23 protein-coding genes are annotated in these 21,392 nt (G+C 76.7%); 15 read left to right on the top strand and 8 right to left on the bottom strand.

All coding sequences use genetic code 11. From position 1 onward, the window contains the following. Positions 1-25: 25 nt before the first annotated feature. On the bottom strand, positions 26-862 hold the full coding sequence (locus ACYVOF_RS16470; RefSeq protein ID WP_460868337.1) for an amidohydrolase family protein: 837 nt from the start codon (positions 860-862) through the stop codon (positions 26-28). Further along, complete coding sequence (locus ACYVOF_RS16465; protein WP_460868335.1) at positions 859-2,184, bottom strand: MSMEG_0569 family flavin-dependent oxidoreductase; 1,326 nt, start codon at positions 2,182-2,184, stop codon at positions 859-861. The genes ACYVOF_RS16470 and ACYVOF_RS16465 overlap by 4 nt, the downstream gene beginning before the upstream one ends. A 137-nt stretch (positions 2,185-2,321) precedes the next feature. Between ACYVOF_RS16465 and ACYVOF_RS16460 the strand changes: the two genes are divergently transcribed. The 5 genes from ACYVOF_RS16460 to ACYVOF_RS16440 all read left to right on the top strand — a co-directional run bounded on the left by ACYVOF_RS16460 (position 2,322) and on the right by ACYVOF_RS16440 (position 6,607). After that, positions 2,322-2,783: an RrF2 family transcriptional regulator gene (locus ACYVOF_RS16460; RefSeq protein ID WP_460868495.1), complete on the top strand. Its 462-nt coding sequence runs from the start codon at positions 2,322-2,324 to the stop codon at positions 2,781-2,783. A gap of 328 nt (positions 2,784-3,111) precedes the next feature. After that, positions 3,112-4,017, top strand: coding sequence for a TauD/TfdA dioxygenase family protein (locus tag ACYVOF_RS16455; protein WP_460868334.1), 906 nt, complete (start codon positions 3,112-3,114; stop codon positions 4,015-4,017). Between the two features lie 133 nt (positions 4,018-4,150). After that, positions 4,151-5,164, top strand: a complete 1,014-nt coding sequence (gene fgd, locus ACYVOF_RS16450) for a glucose-6-phosphate dehydrogenase (coenzyme-F420) (protein ID WP_460868332.1) — start codon at positions 4,151-4,153, stop codon at positions 5,162-5,164. A 3-nt stretch (positions 5,165-5,167) separates the two neighbouring features. Next, positions 5,168-6,013 carry an NUDIX domain-containing protein gene (locus ACYVOF_RS16445; RefSeq protein ID WP_460868330.1) on the top strand — a complete coding sequence of 282 codons (846 nt, stop codon included), beginning with the start codon at positions 5,168-5,170 and terminating at the stop codon, positions 6,011-6,013. A gap of 240 nt (positions 6,014-6,253) precedes the next feature. Further along, entirely contained in the window at positions 6,254-6,607 is a 354-nt protein-coding gene (locus ACYVOF_RS16440; protein WP_460868328.1) for a WhiB family transcriptional regulator, read from the top strand. A gap of 165 nt (positions 6,608-6,772) precedes the next feature. Here ACYVOF_RS16440 and thiE read toward each other — a convergent pair whose 3' ends face one another. Next, positions 6,773-7,453: a thiamine phosphate synthase gene (gene thiE / locus ACYVOF_RS16435; RefSeq protein ID WP_460868326.1), complete on the bottom strand. Its 681-nt coding sequence runs from the start codon at positions 7,451-7,453 to the stop codon at positions 6,773-6,775. Between the two features lie 127 nt (positions 7,454-7,580). On the opposite strand from thiE, the gene thiO reads away from it, so the two are divergent. From thiO to ACYVOF_RS16405, 6 genes are read left to right on the top strand one after another with little or no spacing between them, the layout of a single operon-like run. Next, complete coding sequence (gene thiO / locus ACYVOF_RS16430) at positions 7,581-8,642, top strand: glycine oxidase ThiO (RefSeq protein WP_460868324.1); 1,062 nt, start codon at positions 7,581-7,583, stop codon at positions 8,640-8,642. Then, positions 8,639-8,836, top strand: coding sequence for a sulfur carrier protein ThiS (gene thiS, locus ACYVOF_RS16425; protein ID WP_460868322.1), 198 nt, complete (start codon positions 8,639-8,641; stop codon positions 8,834-8,836). The genes thiO and thiS overlap by 4 nt, the downstream gene beginning before the upstream one ends. Then, positions 8,829-9,701: a thiazole synthase gene (gene thiG / locus ACYVOF_RS16420; protein WP_460868319.1), complete on the top strand. Its 873-nt coding sequence runs from the start codon at positions 8,829-8,831 to the stop codon at positions 9,699-9,701. Before thiS ends, thiG begins: the two co-directional genes overlap by 8 nt. A 1-nt stretch (position 9,702) precedes the next feature. Beyond that, positions 9,703-11,013: a purine-cytosine permease family protein gene (locus tag ACYVOF_RS16415; protein ID WP_460868318.1), complete on the top strand. Its 1,311-nt coding sequence runs from the start codon at positions 9,703-9,705 to the stop codon at positions 11,011-11,013. Further along, a complete protein-coding gene (locus tag ACYVOF_RS16410; protein ID WP_460868316.1) occupies positions 11,010-11,645 on the top strand; it encodes a TenA family protein in 636 nt (211 codons plus the stop codon). The genes ACYVOF_RS16415 and ACYVOF_RS16410 overlap by 4 nt, the downstream gene beginning before the upstream one ends. Further along, positions 11,642-12,283 (top strand): thiaminase II/PqqC family protein, encoded by a 642-nt coding sequence (locus ACYVOF_RS16405; RefSeq protein ID WP_460868314.1) that lies wholly within the window; start codon positions 11,642-11,644, stop codon positions 12,281-12,283. Before ACYVOF_RS16410 ends, ACYVOF_RS16405 begins: the two co-directional genes overlap by 4 nt. Here the strand turns inward: ACYVOF_RS16405 and ACYVOF_RS16400 are convergent, their stop codons facing one another. Beyond that, positions 12,284-13,699, bottom strand: a complete 1,416-nt coding sequence (locus ACYVOF_RS16400) for a M23 family metallopeptidase (protein WP_460868313.1) — start codon at positions 13,697-13,699, stop codon at positions 12,284-12,286. A 233-nt stretch (positions 13,700-13,932) separates the two neighbouring features. Here ACYVOF_RS16400 and ACYVOF_RS16395 point away from each other — a divergent pair, with 233 nt between their 5' ends. Together ACYVOF_RS16395 and ACYVOF_RS16390 are read left to right on the top strand one after the other, a co-directional pair. Further along, a complete protein-coding gene (locus ACYVOF_RS16395; protein ID WP_460868311.1) occupies positions 13,933-14,793 on the top strand; it encodes a DUF4397 domain-containing protein in 861 nt (286 codons plus the stop codon). 19 nt (positions 14,794-14,812) lie between these two features. Continuing rightward, positions 14,813-15,598: a class F sortase gene (locus ACYVOF_RS16390; protein WP_460868309.1), complete on the top strand. Its 786-nt coding sequence runs from the start codon at positions 14,813-14,815 to the stop codon at positions 15,596-15,598. Positions 15,599-15,611: 13 nt separating this feature from the next. Here ACYVOF_RS16390 and thiD read toward each other — a convergent pair whose 3' ends face one another. After that, complete coding sequence (thiD, locus tag ACYVOF_RS16385) at positions 15,612-16,475, bottom strand: bifunctional hydroxymethylpyrimidine kinase/phosphomethylpyrimidine kinase (protein WP_460868307.1); 864 nt, start codon at positions 16,473-16,475, stop codon at positions 15,612-15,614. A gap of 214 nt (positions 16,476-16,689) precedes the next feature. Between thiD and ACYVOF_RS16380 the strand changes: the two genes are divergently transcribed. Further along, entirely contained in the window at positions 16,690-18,462 is a 1,773-nt protein-coding gene (locus tag ACYVOF_RS16380; RefSeq protein WP_460868493.1) for an MFS transporter, read from the top strand. A 49-nt stretch (positions 18,463-18,511) separates the two neighbouring features. Next, positions 18,512-19,348 (top strand): siderophore-interacting protein, encoded by an 837-nt coding sequence (locus ACYVOF_RS16375; RefSeq protein ID WP_460868305.1) that lies wholly within the window; start codon positions 18,512-18,514, stop codon positions 19,346-19,348. Between the two features lie 254 nt (positions 19,349-19,602). On the opposite strand, the gene ACYVOF_RS16370 is transcribed toward ACYVOF_RS16375, so the two are convergent. Genes ACYVOF_RS16370 through ACYVOF_RS16360 form a run of 3 tightly spaced genes read right to left on the bottom strand, consistent with a single transcriptional unit; the run spans position 19,603 to position 21,378 of the window. Then, positions 19,603-20,541 (bottom strand): N-acetylglutamate synthase, CG3035 family, encoded by a 939-nt coding sequence (locus tag ACYVOF_RS16370; RefSeq protein WP_460868303.1) that lies wholly within the window; start codon positions 20,539-20,541, stop codon positions 19,603-19,605. Next, positions 20,541-21,131: a peptide deformylase gene (locus tag ACYVOF_RS16365; protein ID WP_460868301.1), complete on the bottom strand. Its 591-nt coding sequence runs from the start codon at positions 21,129-21,131 to the stop codon at positions 20,541-20,543. The genes ACYVOF_RS16370 and ACYVOF_RS16365 overlap by 1 nt, the downstream gene beginning before the upstream one ends. 37 nt (positions 21,132-21,168) lie before the next feature. Then, positions 21,169-21,378 carry a ferredoxin gene (locus ACYVOF_RS16360; RefSeq protein ID WP_460868299.1) on the bottom strand — a complete coding sequence of 70 codons (210 nt, stop codon included), beginning with the start codon at positions 21,376-21,378 and terminating at the stop codon, positions 21,169-21,171. Between the last annotated feature and the right edge of the window lie 14 nt (positions 21,379-21,392).

The raw sequence follows: 21,392 nt of genomic DNA, 5'->3' as shown, positions 1-21,392 counted from the left end.
AGGGCGGTGCGGCTGGTGCGGGGGCTCAGCCGTAGAGCCGGTCGAAGGTGTCGGCGAAGACGGCGGCGGAGAGCTCGCTGCCGGCGGCGGCGCCGAGCACCCGGTGGTACTCGCCGGCGAAGTCGCCCCACGGCTGGTCGGTGGCGAACAGCACGCGGTCCCCGCCGATCCCGCGGCGGTCGATCTCGCGGGCGAGCCACGCGGGGGCGAAGCCGATCGACCACGTCAGGTCGGTGTAGACCTGCTTGCCGGCGCTGATCCAGTCGAAGAAGCGGCCGCCGATGAGCTTGATGTGCCCGCTCATCCCGCCGCCGAGGTGGACCAGGTGCAGCCGCACGTCGTCGGCGTAGCGGTCGACGAGCGCGCCGACCCGGTCGACGTCGGACGCGGCGCCCGGCGAGGTGTGCACGTGCACGGTGAGGTCGTGGGCGCGGGCCGTCGCGAAGATCTCGTCCAGCTGCGGCCGGCACGCCTCGTCGTCCGGCGCGCCACCGAGCAGGAAGCTGATCTTCAGCGCGCGCACGCCCCGCTCCCCGGCCAGACCCAGTGCGGCCGTGGTCTGCTCGGCGTCCTGCGGCCTCGGCGAGCACCAGATCCCGGCCCGCACCCGGTCGTCGCGGGCCGCCGCCTCGACGACGAGCTCGTTGAGCGCGAACGACGCCGTCGGGTCGGGGGTGCCGTAGTTGGGGATGACCAGGGCGCGTTCGGTGCCCTCGGCGTCCATGTCCGCCAGCAGCTCCGCGATGGTGGCGCGGGCCGTGGTGTCGGGGTTCACCGGCGGGCCGCCGTAGAACGGGTGGGCGGGCAGCACGCCGACGTGGCGGTGCGCGTCGGTGAGCCGGGCGGGGGCGGGGGTGCTCACGCGGCGCTCGACCGGTGGTGGGGGGCCGCGGTGGCCGGGCGCAGCAGTGCCGCGGCCCGGTCGGTCAGGGTGCCGTCGGCCAGCGTCGCGGTGACGTGCTCGGCGTCGGCCGCCACCCCGCCGAAACGTCCTGAGCCCCAGGTGTGCTGCCACGGCAGGCCGATCCAGTACAGCCCGGGCCAGGAGGTGACGCCGCGCTCGTGGGTGGGGTAGCCGGTGCCGTCGAACACCGGCAGCCGCACCCAGGAGAAGTCGCGGGTGAAGCCGGTCGCCCAGACGACGGAGGTGATGCCGGCCTCGGCCAGGTCGAGCTCGGTCGCGGGCTCCGTGGGCTCCCACACCGGGGTGTAGACCGAGGGCGGCGGGGCGTCGAGGCCCTGGGCGTCGATGTAGCCGTCGATCATCGTGTTGATCGAGTTGTAGACCGCGTCGGCGCCGTCGAGGTTGGCGGTCAGGTCGTCGGCGAAGGTGACCCGGGTGGCGGTGACCTCGCCGAGGCGGCCGTGCAGCACCATGCCCTCGGCGGCGAAGGCGCGCAGGTCGAGGTCGTGCCCGCCGTCGCGGCCGGTGACGTAGTGGTTGGCGCGGAAGCGGATCGCGTCCCCGTCGGGGAACTCCTCGATGCCCCGGGAGTAGTGCCCGAGGTCGCTGAGCCACGTCATGACGTCGCGGCCGCGGTAGCTGCGCGCCACCCGCGGCGCGGACCCGGTGGCCAGGTGCACGGTGCGCCCGGCGAGGTGCAGGTCCTCCGCGATCTGGCAGCCCGACTGCCCGGTCCCGACGACGAGGGTCGCGCCGGCGGGCAGCTGCGCGGGGTTGCGGTACTCGCTGGAGTGCAGCTGGGTGACGTGCGGGGGCAGGCTCGCCGCGGCTGCCGGAACCTTGGGCTGCTGGTAGGGCCCGGTGGCCACGACGACCTGGTCGGCGGTCAGCGCGCCGGACCCGGACCCGTCGACGAAGGTGAGCGTGAAACCGCCCGCGGCGCCGGCGCGCAGCCCGGTCACCGTCACGCCCTCGTGCAGCGGCGGCCGGGTCCGCTCGACGTAGGCGTCGAGGTAGCGGCCGACGTCCTCGCGCACCATGAACCCGTCCGGGGCGTCGCCGTCGTAGGGGTGGCCGGGCAGGGTGCACTGCCGGTTGGGGGTGACGAGGCAGAAGCTGTCCCAGCGGCGGTCCCGCCACTCGTGCCCGGCGGTCGCGCGCTCCAGGACGACGTGGGAGACGCCGCGCTCGGCCAGCCACCAGCTGGTGGCGAGGCCGGCCTGGCCCGCGCCGACGACGACGGCCTCGTGGTGCGACCCGTCTAGACCGGTGTGCTGCATGCCGACCAGTCCACCGGCGGCGTGTGTCCCCCGCGTTGCCCCCGGAACACCTCTGCGTGTCCGCGGTGACGTCTGCGTTGCGGGACGCCCCGCGCTCGGGCGGCCACCGGCGGCGCGACGCTGGCATGCTCTCCGGGATGCACGTCTCCGCGAGGGCCGACTACGCCGTCCGTGCCCTGCTGCGCCTCGCGGAGGTGGGCGGGGAGCGCCCGGTGACCACGGAGGCGCTGGCCGCGGCGCAGGACCTGCCGCAGAAGTACCTCGAGGCCGTGCTGACCGACCTGCGCAAGGCGGGGCTGGTGCGCAGCCAGCGCGGCCCCGACGGGGGCTACTGGCTGACCCGCCCGGCCGGGGAGATCACGGTGGCCGACGTGCTCCGCGCCGTGGACGGGCCGTTGTCGACCGTCCGCGGGCAGTGGCCGGAGGACCTCGACTACGACGGGGTGGCCGAGCCCCTGCAGCACGTGTGGATCGCGCTGCGCTCCTCGTTGCGCGCCGTGCTGGAGGGCGTGACCATCGGCCAGCTCGTGGCCGGCGAGCTGCCCGGCTTCGTCGACGAGCTCACCGCCGACCCGGCCACCTGGCGCACCCGCCGCTGACCCAGCGCGCGCCGGACGGCGAGGCGTCCGCCCCGAAACCTGACCTTGCGGGTAATACCTGGGGAGGAGTAGGAATAGGGCATGGGCAACGACGGGACCGACGCGCTGTACGTCAGCGTCGTCCTCGTCCGCCGGCTCAACGTGGACTTTTGCCGCCGCACCAACTGGGCCTGTCGCCGCTGACGTGACCACCGCAGGACCGTCAGCCCGCCCCGGCGCCGACGGCCCCGTGCCGTCCGCCGCCCGCACGCCCCCCAGCCGACCTCGTCGCCGCCCCGGGTCCACCCCGGCCCGGCACCGGTCGGCGCCCACAGCCAGGAGACCCCGCATGACCATCGCCCCCGACCGCCCCGTCACCACCACCGCCGGCAGCACCACCCTGGACCTCGAGCCGCTGGGCCCGAGCTTCGGCGCCGACGTCCACGGCCTCGACCTGGCCACCGCCACCGACGCCGAGGTGGCCGCGGTGCGCGCCGCCCTCGTCGAGCACAAGGTGCTGTTCTTCAGCGGCCAGGACGCGCTCACCCCCGCCTCGCAGGTCGACCTGGGCCGGCGCGTCGGCCAGCTGACCGACGCCCACCCCGTCGTCGGGGCGGCCGACGCCTCCCGCCCGGAGATCTACGAGCTCGACTCCGCCGACAACGGCTTCGCCGACGTGTGGCACACCGACGTCACCTTCATGCCCCGCCCGCCCATGGGCTCGATCCTGCGCGCGGTCGTGCTGCCGCCCCACGGCGGGGACACGAACTGGGTGGACGCACAGCTGTCCTACGAGTCGCTGAGCCGCGGCGTGCGCGACCTGGTCGACGGCCTCACCGCCATGCACGACGGCAACCGCGAGTTCGGCTACTACCTCGCGCAGAAGAAGGCGCGCGGGGAGACCCCGTCGAGCACCTGGGAGGGCAAGCCCGTCGCCGAGCTCGTGCCCGTCGAGCACCCCGTCGTGCGGGTCCACCCCGAGACCGGCCGCAAGGGCCTGTTCGTCAACCCCGGCTTCACCTCCCACGTCGTCGGGGTCTCCGACGCCGAGAGTCGGGCCATCCTCGACATGCTCTACGCCCACCTGGCCAAGCCCGAGCACCTGGTGCGCCACCGCTGGCACACCGGCGACGTCGCGATGTGGGACAACCGCTCGACGCTGCACTACGCCAACCGCGACTACGGCACCGCCCGCCGCGTCATGCACCGCATCACCCTCAAGGGCGACGAGCCCTTCGGCCCCGCCGCGGTGTGACAGCCCCCGCCGCGGTGTGACAGCCCCCGCCGGGGCGTGACGGCCCCCGCCGCCGCGTGACCGGAGCCGCCGTCACCGCCGGGGGATAGCCTCGGCGGTGACGGTGTGCGGGCACGAGGACTGAGGTGGCGGCGTGGCTCTGCGGTTCGGGTACAAGGCGTCGGCGGAGCAGTTCGGCCCGCGCGAGCTGGTCGAGCTGGGCGTGCTCGCCGAGCAGGTGGGGCTCGACTCGGTGCTGGTCAGCGACCACTTCCAGCCGTGGCGCCACACCGGCGGGCACGCCCCCTTCTCGCTGGCCTGGATGACGGCCGTGGGGGAGCGCACCGAGCGCGTCCTGCTGGGCACCTCGGTGATGACGCCGACCTTCCGCTACAACCCCGCCGTGGTGGCCCAGGCGTTCGCGACGATGGGCTGCCTCTACCCGGGCCGGGTGATGCTCGGCGTCGGCACCGGCGAGGCCCTGAACGAGACCGCCGTGGGGTCCTCGACGAGCGGGCAGTGGCCCGAGTTCAAGGAGCGCTTCGCCCGCCTCCGCGAGGCCGTCCGGCTCATGCGGGCGCTGTGGGACGGCGAGCGCGTCACCTTCGAGGGCGACTACTACCGGACCGAGGACGCCACGGTCTACGACCGGCCCGAGGGCGGGGTGCCGGTGTACGTCGCCGCGGGCGGACCCGTCGTGGCCCGCTACGCCGGCCGCTCCGGTGACGGCTTCATCTGCACCTCCGGCAAGGGCATGGACCTCTACACCGACAAGCTCCTGCCCGCCGTCGACGAGGGTGCGGCCAAGGCCGAGCGGGACCCGGCGGGCATCGACCGGATGATCGAGGTCAAGCTCTCCTACGACCCGGACCCCGCGCTGGCGCGGGAGAACACCCGGTTCTGGGCGCCGCTCTCGCTCACCGCGGAGCAGAAGCACGGCACGTCGGACCCGCAGGAGATGGAGCGCCTGGCCGACGGCCTGCCCCTCGAGCAGGTCACGTCGCGGTGGATCGTCAGCTCGGACCCCGACGAGGTCGTCGAGCTGGTGCGCCCCTACGTCGACGCCGGGCTCACGCACCTGGTGTTCCACGCCCCCGGCCACGACCAGCGACGCTTCCTCGGCCACGTCGAGACCGACCTGCTGCCGCGCCTGCGCGCGCTGGGGTAGCGGGTGCGCGGGGACGGCAACGGCTGGGCCGCGGGCCCGGACGGGTTGCGGCGCTGGGGACGTCACGGTGCCGCGGGCCTGCTGCTGCGCGCGGCGACCCCGGCGGGCCCGGCCGTGCTGCTGCAGCACCGGGCGGTGTGGAGCCACCAGGGCGGGACGTGGGGCCTGCCCGGCGGGGCGCGCGACAGCCACGAGTCCACGGTGGACGCCGCCGTGCGGGAGGCGGGCGAGGAGACCGGCCTCGGCCCCGGGGCGCTGGCCGTGCGCGGCGAGGTGCTGACCTCCGGCGAACCCGGCGGGTGGACCTACACCACGGTGGTCGCCGACGCCCCCGGCGTGCTCGCCACGACCGCCAACGAGGAGAGCGAGGAGCTGCGCTGGGTGGCGGAGGCCGAGGTGGCGGGGATGCCGCTGCACCCGGGCCTGGCCGCCAGCTGGCCCGCCCTGCACGCCCGGCCGGCCCGGCTGCTGGTCGACACGGCGAACGTCCTGGGCTCGCGGCCCGACGGCTGGTGGCGCGACCGCGCCGGGGCGACCACCCGGCTGCTGGGCCGGCTCGCGGCCGCGTTCCCCCGCACCGTGGCGCTGCCCGGCGGCGCGTGGGGCTGGGTCGCCGAGCCGGAGGCGGTGCTCGAGGGCGCGGCGCGCGACGCCGGGGCGGTGCCGGGGGTGCGGGTGCACCGGGCCGCGGGCAGCGGGGACGACGAGGTGGTCACCCGGGCCGGCGACGACACCACCGGGGCCGTGGTGCTCGTGGTGACGGCCGACCGCGGCCTGCGCGACCGGCTCGGGGCGGCCGCGCTGCTGGGCCCCGGCGAGCTGCTCGGCTGGCTCGACGCCACCGCCTGACCCCCGCCGTCCGCCCGGGCGGCTTGACCGGTCCAGGCGACGCGTTCCGGATCGGTACGGAGCCGGGCCGGCCCGGTTGCCGCCGCGCGGGGGTGGACAGCGGGGCGGTGAACAGGCGTAGGGTCAGCAGCGATCGACAGCGCGGGCCCGTCCGGGTCCACCGCGTCGGTCGTGAATCGCGCTGACGCTCCAGCAGGTGGGTCTCAGCCATCCCGTCTCTTCATCGAGGGTGGTGCCACCATGGCCGACTACAGCCGTCTCCCGGGTCCCGTCGAGGACCACTGGACCTGGCAGGAGTCCGCGGCGTGCCGCGGGCTGCAGACATCGATGTTCTTCCACCCGGACTACGAGCGCGGCCCGGCCCGCGAGCGCCGGGAGTCCCAGGCCAAGGCCGTGTGCAGCTCGTGCCCGGTGGTGGCCCAGTGCCGCAGCCACGCGCTGCAGGTGCAGGAGCCCTACGGCATCTGGGGCGGACTCTCCGCCCAGGAGCGCAAGTCCCTGCAGCGCAGCGGGCGTCGGCTGTCCACGGTGGACACCGAGCCCGGCTTGGCCCAGCCGGCCGCGCTGGCGCAGCTGGAGCACGGCGCCGCCTAGGCCCCCGAGACCCGGTGGGACGGGCCCGACGACGTGCCCACCTCCCCGGCGACCCGGCCGTGCGCGTGACGTGCGACCGGGTCGCCTCCTCCTCGGTCCCCGTCGTGTGGGCTCCGTCCTGAGGGGACCGTCCGACGTGGACCGTGACCGGCGCGCCGGTGCGGCTCAGCCGAGGCCGGCCCGCAGCGCGGCCGCGGCGGCGCGGGGGTCGGCCGCGCCGGTGATCGCCCGGACCACCACCACCCGCGACGCCCCCGCGGCGAGCACCTCGGGGAGCCGCTCGGCGTCGATGCCGCCGATCGCGAACCACGGGCGCACCGGGGCCGCAGCGGCGGTGGCGCGCACCAGGTCCAGGCCCGGCGCGGTCCGGCCCGGCTTGGTCGGGGTGGGCCAGCACGGCCCGGTGCAGAAGTAGTCCACACCGTCCTCGGTCGCCGCCGCCGCGGCCTGCGCCTCGTCGTGGGTGGAGCGGCCGACGACGACGTCTGCGCCGACCACCCGTCGGGCGTCGGGCACCGGGAGGTCGTCCTGGCCCAGGTGCAGCACGTCCGCGCCGGCGGCCAGGGCGACGTCGGCGCGGTCGTTGACCGCCAGCAGTGCGCCGTGGCGGTCGCACACCTCCCGCAGCACCGCCAGCGCGGCGAGCTCGTCGCGGGCCTCCAGCGGGCCGTGGCGGCGCTCGCCCTCGGAGCCCTTGTCGCGCAGCTGCAGCACGTCGACCCCCCCGGCGAGCGCGGCGTCGGCCAGCTCGGCGAGGTCGCCGCGCTCGCGGCGGGCGTCGACGCACAGGTAGAGGCGGGCGGCGTCGAGGCGGGCGAGGCGGGCGGCACGGTCGCGAGGGATCACGGGGCGAGTATGGTCGCCGCGAACGAGCACGGGAGTCCCGGGGAACGCGGGGCTGAGAGGGAGCACGCCCGCTCCGACCGTCGAACCTGATCCGGGTCATGCCGGCGCAGGGAGCGGAGGTGGAGCAGTGCGGGCACGCGTGGCGGTCGTGGGCGCCGGGGTCGTGGGCACGTCCGTGGCCTGGCAGGCCGCCCGGGCGGGCCACGCGGTGCGGCTGCACGACCCGGCCCCGGCGCGCGGGTCCTCGTGGGTCGCGGGGGGCATGCTCGCGCCGCTCACCGAGGGCTGGCCGGGCGAGGACGTCTCGCTCGCCCTCGGCCTCGACTCGGCCGACCGCTGGCCCGGCTTCGCCGCCGAGCTCGAGGCCGCCGCCGGGCGCCCCGCCGGGCTGAGCACCACCGGAACGCTCGTGGTCGGCCTCGACACCGCCGACCACGGCCAGCTCGAGGTGCTCGCCGGCTGGCTGGCCGCCCACGGCCGCACCGTCACCGAGGTCCGCGGCCGCGACCTGCGCCGCCGCGAGCCCGCCCTGGCCCAGCAGGTGCGCCGGGGCCTCGACGTGCCCGGCGACCTCAGCGTCGACAACCGGACGCTGCTCGCGGCGCTGGCCGCCGCGGCCGCCGCCGCCGGGGTCGAGCCCGTCACCGAACCGGTCACCGACCTCGCCGACCTCGACGCCGACCAGGTCGTCGTCGCCGCGGGGGCGCGCTCGGCGGCGCTGCTGCCCGGCCTGGCCGTGCGCCCGGTCAAGGGCGAGATCCTGCGGCTGCGGCACCGCCGCGGGGTGCTGCCGCCCCCGTCGGTGACGGTGCGCGCGCTGGTCCACGGCCGGCCCGTCTACCTGGTGCCCCGCCCGGACGGCCTCGTCGTCGGCGCCACCCAGCACGACGCGGGCTTCGACGACGAGCCCACCGCCGGCGGGGTGCGCGACCTCCTGGCCGACGCCGAGGCCGTGCTGCCCTCGATCGCGGAGTACGGCTTCACCGAGGCCGCCGCCGGGCTGCGGCCCACCACCCCCGACGGGGTGCCCCTGCTCGGCCGCCTCGACGAGCGGACCGTCCTCGCCACCGGGCACGGCCGCAACGGCATCCTGCTCGCCCCGCTCACCGCGGCGGCCGTCCTCGCGGAGCTGGCGGGCACCCCGCTGGCCGAGGTCGCCGCCGCCGACCCCAGGAGGTTCGACACGTGACGATCGTGGTCAACGGCACGGCCCGCGAGGTGTCGGCGGGCACCACCGTCGCCGACGTCCTCGCCCTGCTCGGCGCCCCCGACCGCGGCGTCGCCGTCGCGGTGGACGACACCGTGCGCCCCCGGGCCCGGTGGTCCGACGGGCTCGACGACGGCGCCCGGGTCGAGGTCCTCACGGCGGTGCAGGGTGGCTGACCACGGCGGCCCCGCGGGCGGCGACGACCTGGTCGTCGCGGGGCGCCGCTTCGGCTCCCGGCTCGTCATGGGTACCGGCGGCGCGGCCAACCTCGCCGTCCTCGAGCGCGCGCTGGTGGCCTCCGGCACGGAGCTCACCACCGTCGCGATGCGCCGGGTGGACGCCGACGGCCGCACCGGGGTGCTGGACCTGCTGCGCCGCCTCGACATCGCCGTGCTGCCCAACACCGCCGGCTGCCGCGGCGCCGCCGAGGCCGTGCTCACCGCCCAGCTCGCCCGCGAGGCGCTGGAGACGAGCTGGATCAAGCTCGAGGTGGTCGCGAGCGGGTCCCTGGAGCGCACCCTGCTGCCCGACGCGGTCGAGCTCGTCGACGCCGCGGAGCAGCTCGTCGACGACGGCTTCACCGTCCTGCCCTACACCACCGACGACCCGGTGCTGGCCCGCCGGCTGGCCGACGTCGGCTGCGCGGCGGTCATGCCGCTGGGCTCGCCCATCGGCACCGGGCTGGGCATCACCAACCCGCACAACATCGCGATGGTCGTCGAGGCGGTGCACGACGCGGGGATCCCCGTCGTGCTCGACGCCGGGATCGGCACGGCCAGCGACGCGGCGCTGGCCATGGAGCTGGGGTGCGACGCCGTGCTGCTGGCCACCGCCGTCACCCGCGCGGAGGACCCGGAGCGGATGGCCCGGGCCATGCAGGCGGCCGTGCAGGCCGGGCACGACGCCCGGTGCGCGGGCCGCATCCCGCGCCGGCAGTGGGCGCAGGCGTCGTCGCCCCCGCTGCCCGACGACGTCACTGACGTCCCCGACGCTGCCGAGGACCCCGAGCACCGACCCACCCCGACCGACCCGGAGGCCTGACGTGAGCACCACCGAGCCCCGCGCCGAGGCCCCCACCACCCTCGACGCCGAGACCCCGCGCACGCTGGGCACCTGGTCGCAGCTCGGGCTGTGGGGCAACCTCGGCATCTCCCTGCTGCTGCCCGTGGCGGCGACGTTCGCCGTGCTGCAGGGGCAGTCACTGCTGGCGACCCTGCTGGCCGTCGTCGTCGGCGCGGTGATCGGCAGCGCCCTGCTCGGCGCCGCGGCGGCGACCGGCGCGGCCACCGGGGCACCCGCGATGGTGCTGCTGCGGGGCCTGCTCGGGGCGCGGCTCTCCGCCCTGCCCACGGTGGCCAACCTGCTGCAGTGCCTGGGCTGGGCGGTCTTCGAGGTCTACCTCATCGCCGAGGTCTCCGCCCGGCTCACCGGGCTGCCCCGCTGGCCCTTCGTGCTCGGGGCCGGGGTGCTGGCCACGCTGATGGCGGTGCGCCCGCTCGGCGTCGTCCACGTGCTCGCCCGCTACGCCGTCTGGCTGGCCCTGGCCTCGACCGTCTACCTGTTCGTCCAGGTGCTGCGCCAGCCGCTGCCGTCGCTGACCGACGGTGGGTTCGGCGGGTTCTGGACCAGCGTCGACCTCGCCATCGCGCTGCCCGTCTCCTGGGTCCCGCTGGCCGCCGACTACTCGCGGCACTCCCGCAGCCCGCGCGCCGCGTTCGTCGGGGCCGGGGTGGGCTACGGCAGCGCCACGATCGTCTTCTTCGCCCTCGGCATCCTCGCGGTGGCCGCCACCGGCGCGGCCGGCTTCGACGTCATCGACACCCTGCTGGTGCTGCCTGCGGCCGGGCTGGCCGTGCTCGTCCTCGTCGTCGACGAGCTCGACGAGGCGTTCGCCAACGTCTACTCCACCGCGGTCAGCGCGCAGAACCTCGCGCCCCGCTGGGACCGTCGCCGGCTCGCCGTCGGCATCGGCGTGCTGGCCACCCTGCTGGCCCTCGTCGTCGACGCCTACACCTACGAGCCGTTCCTGTTCCTCATCGGCGCCGTGTTCGTCCCGCTGACGGCCACGTTCCTCACCGCCTTCGCGCTGCGGGCGCGCCGCGCCGGCGGGCACTGGGACATCACCGGCTCGGCACCGGCGCGCTGGACCATGCTGGTGCCGTGGGTGGCGGGGTTCGTCGCCTACCAGCTGACCGCCCCGACCCTGTTCGAGGGCACCGGCGCCGGGTGGACCTCGTTCTGGACGGGCCTGCAGACGTCCCTGGGCATCCCCACCGGGTGGTCGGCGTCGCTGGTGGCCCTGGTCGTCTCCGGCGTGCTCACCGCCCTGCTGGTCGGGGTGCGGCGCCGGTGAGCCCGGTCGGCGCGGCGGCGCGGCTGCAGGCCGCCGGGGAGGCCGCGGTGGCCGCGCAGCTCGCCCACCCCGTGGTGGCGGGCATCGGCCGCGGCGACCTGGCCCCGGAGCGGTTCCGGGCCTGGCTCGAGCAGGACTTCCTGTTCCTGCAGGCCTACGTGCGGGTGTTCGCCCGGCTCGCGTGGCAGGCCCCGGCCCACCGGGTCACCGACCTGGTGGACCTGGCGCACGCCACCGCGCACGACGAGCTGGCGCTGCACCGCGAGCTGGCCGCCCCCTTCGGCGCCGACCTCGACGGGGCCGTGGCCGCCCCGGAGTGCGTGGCCTACACCGGGTTCCTGCTCGACGCCGCCGCCTCCTACGGCCGCGGCCTGGCTGCCCTGCTGCCCTGCATGTGGGGCTACTCCCGGCTGGGCCAGGAGCTGGCCCGCGTCGACCCGGTGCCCGGCGCCGACCCCCGCTACCGTCGCTGGGTCGCGGACTACGCGAGCGAGGAGTTCGCCGCCCTGGCCCGGCGCTGCGCGGCGATGCTCGACGAGGCCGTCGCGGCCGGCGACGTGGCCGAGGACGAGGCGGGCGCGGCGTTCCGCGCCGGGCTGGACCACGAGCTCGCCTTCTGGGACGCGGCGTGACGGGGACGGGCGCGACGGGGTCGGGGACGGCGGCCGCGCTGGTCGCAGCGGGGGCCGAGGTCCACGCCCGCAGCCTCACCCACCCGTTCGTGCGCGGGGTGGCCGACGGCACCCTGCCGGAGGCGGACTTCGAGCGCTGGCTGGTGGCCGACCACCTCTTCGTCGTCGAGTTCCGCCGCTTCCTGGCCGCGGTGCTGGCGCTGGCCCCCGACGAGGACCACCGCGACGTGCTGGCCGGGGGGCTGGCGGCGCTGACCCCCGAGCTGGCGCTGTTCCGCCGCGAGCTCGCCGCGCGCGGGCTGCCCGCCGTCACCGACGACGCGGCCGACCCGAGCCCGGTGTGCCTGGCCTACACCAGCTACCTGCGCGCGGCCCCGCTCGACGGGTACCCGGTGGCGCTGGCGGTGCTGCACGCCGTCGAGCACGCCTACCTCGACGTGTGGCGCTCGGTGCGGGCCGAGGCCGCGGCGGCCGGCTCGCCGTACCTGGCGTTCGTGGCGAACTGGTCCTCCGACGGGTTCGCCGGCTACGTCGCCGAGCTGGCCCGGCTCCTCGGGGACGGCGCGCCCACGGCCGGCCAGCTCCGGGCCCAGGCGCGGGTGGCCGCGCTCGAGCTCGCGTTCTGGGACGCCGGGTAGCTAGCGGACGGTGAGCCCGCGCGCCGCGAGCCACGGCACCGGGTCGACGTGCGCCCCACCGGGCTGGACGACCTCGAAGTGCAGGTGCGGCCCGGTGGACTGGCCCCGGTTGCCCATGGTGGCGATGAGGTCCCCGGCCAGGACGCGCTGGCCCACCCGCACCACGTAGGTGTCGACGTGGCCGTACACCGTGATGGTGCCGTCGGGGTGCAGCAGGCGCACCCACTGCCCGAACCCGGAGGCGGGCCCGGCGTCGACGACGGTGCCGTCGGCCACGGCCAGCACCGGGGTGCCGATGCTGTTCGCGAGGTCGATGCCCTGGTGCGGCGCGCCCCAGCGCACCCCGAAGCCGGAGGTGTAGGTGCCGGTGGTCGGCATGACGTAGAGCGGGCGGCCCGATGCGGCGTCGCGGATGCGGTCGACCGCCGAGATCCGGCCGGTGAGCGTGCTGGTGTCGAGCCCCGCGAGCAGGCCGGCCGCGGCACCGGCCTGCACCCGCGCCACGAGCCGTGACACCTCGGCGGCGCGGGTGGTCAGCTCGCCGCGGCGGGCGACCACCGCGGCCTGGGCGGCGGTGGCCTCGGCCTCGGCGGCGGTGGCCGCGGCGCTGGCGGCGCGGGCGTCGGCGTCCGCGCGGTCGGCCGCGTCGAGGGCCGTCCGGGCGTCGGTCATGCCGCGGCCGGCGTCCTCGCTGACCAGCGTCAGGCCCGTCATCCGGTCGAGCAGGTCCTGCGGGCCGGTGGCCACGAGGACGGCCGAGAGCCGGCTGGTGCGGGCCCCGTCGTAGGTGGCGGCGACGAGCCGGTCCACGCGGGTGCGGCTGGCCTCGGCGGCGGCCCGGGCCTGCTGGGCAGCGGCCGTGGCCCGGTCCTCCGCGGCGGCGGCGGTGGCGACCTCGGCCCGCCGGGCGTCGAGGGTGTCCTGCGCGGCGGCCACCTGGGCCAGCAGGGTGGTGGTCAGCGCGTCGAGCTCGGTGAGGCGCCGGCTGATCTCCGCCACGTCGGCCAGCTGGGCCGGGGTCACGGCGGGCTCGACGGGCGCGGCCGGCACGGCGGCGGGGTCCGGGACGGCGGCGGCGTCGGTGCCGGGGAGCTGCTCGGCGGGGGCACCCTCGCCCGCGGTCGGGTCACCGGTGGGGCTCGGGGCCGCCGTCCCGGACGTGGTGGGGGTCGGCGCGGAGGTGCCCGGTGCCGCGCCCGGGGTCGTCGGGGTCGGGGTCACCGGGGTCGGGACCGCCGGTCCCGGCGCCGTGGTGGTCGGGCCGACCGGGGCGGGCTGGGCCAGCGCGCCCGGCGCCACGCCCACGGTGAGGGCGGCGCCCAGCAGCACGGCGAGCACGACGGACCGCGCCGTGGTCCGTGGCGGGGGGACGGGGGTGCTGCCGGTGCTGCGCCCGGGGCGGCGCGGGTGTGACACAGCGCTCACCGTAGCGGGGGCGTGGCGGCGGCGCGGGGCCTTCGGTCCACCGGGCACGGACGGTGGGCGAACCGGCCCGGCACCTGGGTGCGAACCACGGTGAGCGACGAACGGCCCCCGTGATGAGGACCTGGGTCCCTGTACGGGTGGATCCGGCGTCCATCGGTTACTCTTAGTGATCTTTCGTCGAGACGGCAGGATGCGGGCGCAGGCCCCGGAGGAGGTAGAAGACGGTGCGCGGAGCTCTCGGGGCCCTGGTGGTCGGTGCGGTGGTGCTGCTCGGCGGCGCCGCCGGTGCGGGCAGCGCGTTCGCGCAGGAGGCGACCGGGGCCAACCCGGACGCCCTGGTCCGCCTCGCGCACCTCTCGCCGGACACCCCGGCCGTCGACGTGTACCTCGCCCAGCAGGGGGGCCCGGCCCCGACCGTGGTCCGCGACGTCGCCTACGGCGCCGTGAGCGACTACCTCGCGCTGGCCCCCGGCTCGTGGACGGTCGACATGCGGCCCGCCGGCGCCCCCGCCACGAGCGCCCCGGTGTTCGACACCTCCGCCACCGTGGCCGCGGGCGACGCCTACTCCGTCCTCGTCACCGGCACGGGCGGCACGCTGACCTCCACCGTGACCACCGACGACCTCGCGCCCGTGCCGGCCGGGGAGGCCCGCGCCCGCGTCGTGCAGGCCTCGCCGCGCGCGGCCGACGCCACCTTCCAGGCCGTGGGCGGCCCGCTGCTGGCCCAGGACCAGGCCTACGGCACCGCGAGCCCCTACGGCACCGTGCCCGCCGGACGCTGGTCTGTGCAGGTCAGCGAGCCGGGCAGCACCACCCCCGACGTCCGCACCCTCGACCTCGCCGAGGGCTCCGTGAACACCCTGGTGGTCGTGGACAACCGCTCCGGCGGGTTCGACGTGCTGCCCGTCGTCGACGGCGCGGGCGTCCCCGCCGCACAGGTGCCCACGGGCTCCGTGCCCGCAGGGTTCGGCGGCGGCGCGCTCGGCCTCGACTCCGCCGGTGCCCGCTGGGCGGCCGCCTCGCTGCTCGTCCTCGTCGCGGGCTCGCTGCTCGCCGTGCGGCGCCTGGTCCTCGCCCGCTCGTGACCCCCGCGGGAGCGCCGCGGTGAGCCGGCGGCGCGGCATGACCTCGCTGCTGGGGCCCGGCGCGTCGGTCCCCCGGTGGATGAGCACGTCGCTGGCCGCGGTCGCGGGTCTGGTGCTCGTCGTCGCCGCGCTGGTGGCCACCGACGCGCTGCCGGCGGGCACGGTGGTCCCGGGTCGGGTCAGCGACGCGAGCGCCGAGGCCGCGGCCCCCACCGAGGTGGGGGCGGCCCGGGCGTCCGCCCTGCCGCAGGCCACCACCACCACGCCGACCCCGACGGCCGCGGCACCCGCGACGCCGCGGCCCGGTGCCGCGCCCCAGGGCAGCGTCGTGGCCGGCCCGCAGCCCATCCCCGCCTCCGCCCGCCCCGCCCCGGCCACCGTCACGGTCGCCGCGCTCGGGGTCAGCTCACCGGTGGTGACGGTGCAGCGCGACGACCGCACCGGCGAGCTCGTGCCCCCGGACTCGCTGCGCGACGTCGGCTGGTTCGCGGGTGGCCCCGCACCGGGCGACCGGGGCCCGGCCGTCATCGCCGGGCACGTCGACTCCGTGGCCGGCCCGGCCGCGTTCTTCGCCCTGCGCGACCTGGTGCCCGGCGACGACGTGGTCGTGGCCCGGGCCGACGGGGCCGCGGTGCGGTTCCGGGTGACCCGGGTCGACCAGTACGACAAGGGGCAGTTCCCCAGCGCCGCCGTCTACGGGCCCACCCCCGGCCCCGAGCTGCGGCTCATCACCTGCGGCGGGGTGTTCGACCAGGCGGTCCGCTCCTACCGGGACAACATCGTCGTCTACGCCGTCGCGGCCTGACCGGTCGCCCGCGTCAGGAGGGCGTCAGCCGCCACAGGGGCGAGACGGGGCCGTGACCGGCGCCGAGCGGGTACGCGGCGGCCACGCTGCGGGTGACCCAGCGCTTGCCGTGGGCGACGGCTTCGGGGACGTCGAACCCGTGGGCCAGCGCGCACGCGGTCGCGGCGGCGAGGGTGTCCCCGGCGCCGTGGTCGTGCGGGGTGTCGACCCGCTCGGCCGGGTAGGCCAGGAAGTCGGTGCCGTCGAAGAGCAGGTCGGTGCTGCTGCCCGAGGAGCGCAGGTGCCCGCCCTTGACCAGGGTCCAGGCCTGCCCGCTGGTGTGCAGCTCGCGGGCCGCCGCGCGCTGGGAGGCGTCGTCGACCACGTCGATGCCGGTGAGCAGCCGCACCTCGTCGAGGTTCGGGGTGATCAGGGCGGCCACCGGGAACAGGTCGGAGCGGAACGCCTCGAGCGCGCTCTCGGCCAGCAGCGGGTCACCGTGCATCGAGGCGGCGACGGGGTCCACGACCAGCGGACCCGGCGCCAGCTCGGACCAGGTGGCGGCGACGGTGCGCACGATCTCGGCGGTCGCGAGCATCCCCGTCTTGCCCGCGCCGACGCCGATGTCTGTGACGACGGACCGGACCTGGGCGGCGACGACCTCGGCGGGCACGACCTCGAAGCCGGTCACCCCCAGCGAGTTCTGCACGGTGACGGCGGTGACGGCGACGCAGCCGTGGCAGCCGGACAGGGTGAACGTGCGCAGGTCGGCCTGCAGCCCGGCGCCGCCGCCGGAGTCCGAGCCGGCGATCGTCATGACGCGCACCGGGGTCTCGCCGGGGGCGGGCAGCGGCAGCCGCTCGGGACCGGGCGGCGGGGTGCGGTCGGTGCTGCTCATCGTGGGTCTGCTCCCTACGCCGGGGTGACCCGGTCAGGTTCGGGCGGTCGACGGCCGGCCAGCCGTCCTCTCATCGCGCTCGGCGCGCGCTCCCGCGGACGGGGGACACGGTAGGCGAGCGGCCGCGCCCCCGCCCCGACAGGGCTTGACGACTGTTTTGCTTAGCGTCAAGCAACTACTATCGCCGGGACGTCCCCGAGGAGGCCCCGTGTCCCTGCTGCACCCCCCACCGCCCGGCGGCCCCGGGCCGGAGCCCGACCAGGTCCGCCGCCGGCTGCGCGTCGAGCGCGACCACCCCCGCTACAAGTGGGTCGCGCTGTCGAACACCACGCTGGGGATCCTGCTGCCGACGATCAACTCCTCGATCGTCATCATCAGCCTGCCCGCGATCTTCCGGGGCATCGGCCTGGACCCGCTCGCGCCCGGCAACGTGAGCTACCTGCTGTGGATGCTCATGGGCTTCCTGCTCACCTCGGCCGTGCTCGTCGTCCTCTTCGGACGGCTCGGGGACATGCTCGGCCGCGTCCGCGTCTACAACTACGGCTTCATCGTCTTCACCGCCGCGTCGGTGGCGCTCTCGCTCGACCCGTTCGCCGGGGGCGGGGGTGCGCTGTGGCTCATCCTGTGGCGCGTGGTGCAGGGCGTCGGCGGGGCCATGCTCATGGCCAACTCGACGGCGATCCTCACCGACGCCTTCCCCAGCTCGCAGCGGGGGATGGCGCTGGGCATCAACCAGGTCGCGGCCGTCGCGGGCGGCTTCCTGGGCCTGATCATCGGCGGCGTGCTCTCGGAGTGGAGCTGGCACGCCGTGTTCTGGGTCAGCGTGCCCGTCAGCGTCCTCGGCACCGTGTGGTCCTACGTGTCGCTGCACGAGGAGGGGGAGCGCGGCGGCGGCTCGCTCGACTGGCCCGGCACGGTGAGCTTCGCCCTCGGCCTGACGATCCTGCTCGCCGGGATCACCTACGGCATCCAGCCCCACGGCGGCTCCCCGACGGGGTGGACCAACCCGCTGGTGCTGGCCGCGGTGCTCGGCGGCATCGCGCTGCTGGCCGTGTTCTGCGTCGTCGAGACGCGGGTGGCCGAGCCGATGTTCGACCTGGCCCTGTTCCGCAACCGGCAGTTCGGCCTCGGCAACCTGGCCGGGCTGATGGCGTCGGTGGGCCGCGGTGGCCTGCAGTTCATGCTCATCATCTGGCTGCAGGGCATCTGGCTGCCGCTGCACGGCTACGACTTCGAGTCGACCCCGCTGTGGGCGGGCATCTACCTGCTGCCGCTGACCATCGGCTTCCTGCTGTCGGGCCCCGTGTCGGGCCTGCTGTCCGACCGGTACGGCGCGCGACCCTTCGCGGTCACCGGGCTGGTGCTCGTCGCCGCCACCTTCGTCGCGCTGCTGCTCATCCCCGTCGACTTCCCCTACTGGCTGTTCGCGCTGCTGGTGGGCCTCAACGGGATCGGCTCGGGGCTGTTCTCCTCGCCCAACACCGCGCTGATCATGTCGAGCGTCCCCGCCCGGGCGCGGGGGGTGGCCTCCGGGATGCGGGCCACGTTCTTCAACGCGGGCACGGCCCTGTCCATCGGCGTCTTCTTCTCGCTGATGATCGTGGGGCTGTCGACGACGCTGCCCGACGCGCTGCGCTCCGGGCTCGTCGCGCAGGGCGTGCCGGGCGCGACGGCCGACCAGGTCGCGGGCCTGCCTCCGGTGGGCAGCCTGTTCGCGGCGTTCCTCGGGTTCAACCCCGTCGAGGCACTGCTGGGGCCGACGGGTGCCCTGACCCGGCCGGGGGTGGACGCCGGCGTGCTCACCGGGCAGGAGTTCTTCCCGCGGCTGATCTCCGGGCCGTTCCACTCCGGGCTGGTCGTGGTGTTCGTCGCGGCGGCGCTGATGATGCTGGTCGGCGCGGTGGCGTCGTTCTTCGGCGGCAGCCGGACCAGCGACGTGGCCGAGGCCGACGCGGCCGCGGAGCGCGAGCTGGCCGCCGCCCGCTGAGGGCCCGGCCGCCGGACGGCCCCGGCTCGGTAAGGGTAGGCTAACTCGCATGGCCTCTCCTCGACCGCTCCGCGTCGCCACCGTCCTGCGCGTCGAGCACCCGGCGCCGGCCGTCGTCCGGGTGGTGCTCGGCGGGGACGGCGTGGCCGGGCTCGACCTGGGCGCGCACACCGACCACTACGTCAAGCTGCTGCTGACCCCGGCCGGCGTCACCCACCCCGAGCCGTGGGACCTGGCGGACATCCGGGCGTCCCGGCCGCAGCCGGAGTGGCCGGTGCCCCGCAGCTACACCGTGCGCGCCTACCGCGACGGCGAGCTGACCCTCGACGTGGTGGGCCACGGGGACGCCGGGCACGGGGGCGCCGGCCTGGCCGTGGCGTGGGCGGCGCGGGCGCAGCCCGGTGACCGGGTGCACCTGCAGGGACCGGGCGGGGACTGGGCGCCCGACCCGGGGGCGGCGTGGCACCTGTTCGTCGCCGACGGGTCCGCGCTGCCCGCCGTGGCGGTGAGCATGGAGCGGCTGCCCGCGTGGGGAAACGCGGTCGTCGTGCTCGACACCCGGGAGGACGAGGAGCAGCCGCTGCGCAGCGCCGCGGGACTGCGGGTGCTGCGCGTGGGGCCCGACGGGGGCGGTGACGCCGTGGTCGCGGCGCTGGCGGCGGCCGAGCTGCCCGTGGGTGTGCCGGAGGTGTTCGTGCACGGCGAGGCGTCGATGGTGCGCACCGTGCGGCGCTGGGTGCGCGCCGAGCTCGGGGTGCCGCGCGAGGGCCTGTCCGCCTCCGGCTACTGGCGGCGCGGCCGCACCGACGAGGCGTGGCGTGCGGAGAAGCCGGCGTGGAAGGCTGCCGTGGCCGCCGACGACGAGGCGCTCCCCGTCCGGGCCTGAGCATCCACCAGCGCATGTAGCGGGCTACTTGCGGCCGCACCCCCGTCGCCCAGCGCATGTAGCGGGCTACCTGCGGCCGCACCCCCGTCCGGCCGCGCACATAGCCCGCTACCTGCGGACGGGCCCACCACGATCCGGCGCACACAGCCCGCTATGTGCGGCCGCACCCACCACGGTCCAGTGCACACTGCCCGCGGTGTGCCGGGGCGTGCGCGTGCCGGGGGCACACTGCCCGCGGTGTGCGGGGGAGGGCCTCAGGCGGGGGGCGTGGCGTAGCGGTAGCGGTGGTGCTCGGTGAGCCCCAGCGAGGCCCACAGCGCGCGCCCGGCGTCGTTGCCCGCCTCGACCTGCAGGCACACCCGCGACGCCCCCCGCTGCGCCGCCCACGCGCCGGCCGCTCGGGACACCCTGGCCCCCAGCCCCTCCCGTCGGCGCGCCGGGTCGACGACCACCCCGGTCAGGCCCGCCCACACCGCACCGGAGGGCAGGGTGCTCACCCCGACCCGGGCGATCGCGGCCCCGCCGTCGAGGGAGAGGAACGCGAGCTCGGTCGACAGCGCCGCCCGCACCACGCGCTCGGCCACCGCGGGCCGGTCCGCCCCGCGGCCCCAGCGGGCCAGCCACGCCGCGTCGGGCTCCGCGGCGAAGGCCACCCCCGGGTCAGCACCCGTCCCGGCGTCGGTGCGGCCCGTCATGACCACCACCTCCGGTCCCGTCGGCCACCCGGGCGGGGTCGCCCCGAGCCGGTCGACCGCGAGCACCCGGGGGACGAGACCGCGCGCCCGGTAGAAGTCGACGACGACGGCCAGGGACGCGGGATCGGCCGTGGCGGGGGCGTCGTCGCCGTGCGGTCCGGCCAGCGGGACGGCCGAGCAGGCCCGCTGGGTCACCCCGCCGCCCGCGCGCAGCAGCCACCCCGCGTGCCACGCCTGCTCCAGCCCGGGCCAGCCCAGCGCGGCGGCGTGCTCGAGCTCCCGGATGGCCGACGCGGCCACCGCGCGGGCGGGGACGACCTTGAGCCGCAGCACGTCCCGCCGATCAACGTGGACCAGGGCACCGTCGCGGCGCCGCACCACCAGCTCCTCGCCGTCGGTGACGAGGTCGCCCACCACGTCGGTCAGCGGGTGGCTCGAGCCCGCGGGCAGCCGGTGGCGCACCACCACCCGGTCACCGGGCCTCGGTGGCGGGACCATCAGTGCCCGAACGGGTCCGGGACCTCACCGGGGGTCCAGCTGAGCCCGGGCACCCCCCAGCCCTGCTTCTTCACGGTCTTGCGGGCGGCGCGGGCGTGGCGGCCGACGAGCCGGTCGAGGTAGGTGAGCCCGTCGAGGTGGCCGACCTCGTGCTGCAGGCAGCGCGCGAAGAAGCCGTGCCCGGCGACGTCGACCGGGGCCCCGTCGGCGTCGGTCCCGGTCACCCGGGCCCAGTCCGCCCGCCCCGTGGGCCAGGACTCGCCGGGCACCGACAGGCAGCCCTCCTCGTCGTCCTCGGGGTCGGGCATGGTCTCGGGGACCGCGGAGGTCTCCAGCACGGGGTTGACGACCACGCCGCGCCGCCGGATGACGGACTGCTCGTCGTCCGGGTCGGTGTCGGGGCAGTCGTAGACGAACACCCGCAGGCCCACGCCCACCTGGTTCGCGGCCAGGCCCACCCCGTTCGCGGCGTCCATCGTGTCGTAGAGGTCGCGCACCAGCTCGTGCAGCGCCGCGTCGTGGGCGGTGACGGGCTCGGTCGGGGTGTGCAGCACCGGGTCACCGACGATGCGGATGGGGAGGACGGCCACGGGGGACCAGCCTAGGGCCCCGCCGTGGCCCCGGCCGTCAGCCCTCGACGCGGCGCAGCGACAGCGCCAGCCGCGGGCACAGCTCGACGGCCTGCTGCGCGTCGTCGACCTCGTCGGGCGCCACCGCCGGCTCGCGGGCCCCGTCGCGCGGCACGGGGTAGCCCCAGTCGTCGCGGCCCAGCACGCGGGGCAGCAGCTCGGTGCACAGCCCGCGGCCGTCGCAGCGGGTCCAGTCGACGTGGAGCACGGGTGCGCTCGTGG

The organism is Rhodococcus aerolatus (genome assembly GCF_054783215.1).
Note: the sequence above shows the minus strand (reverse complement) of the source record. Positions and strands in the feature narration are given on the sequence as shown.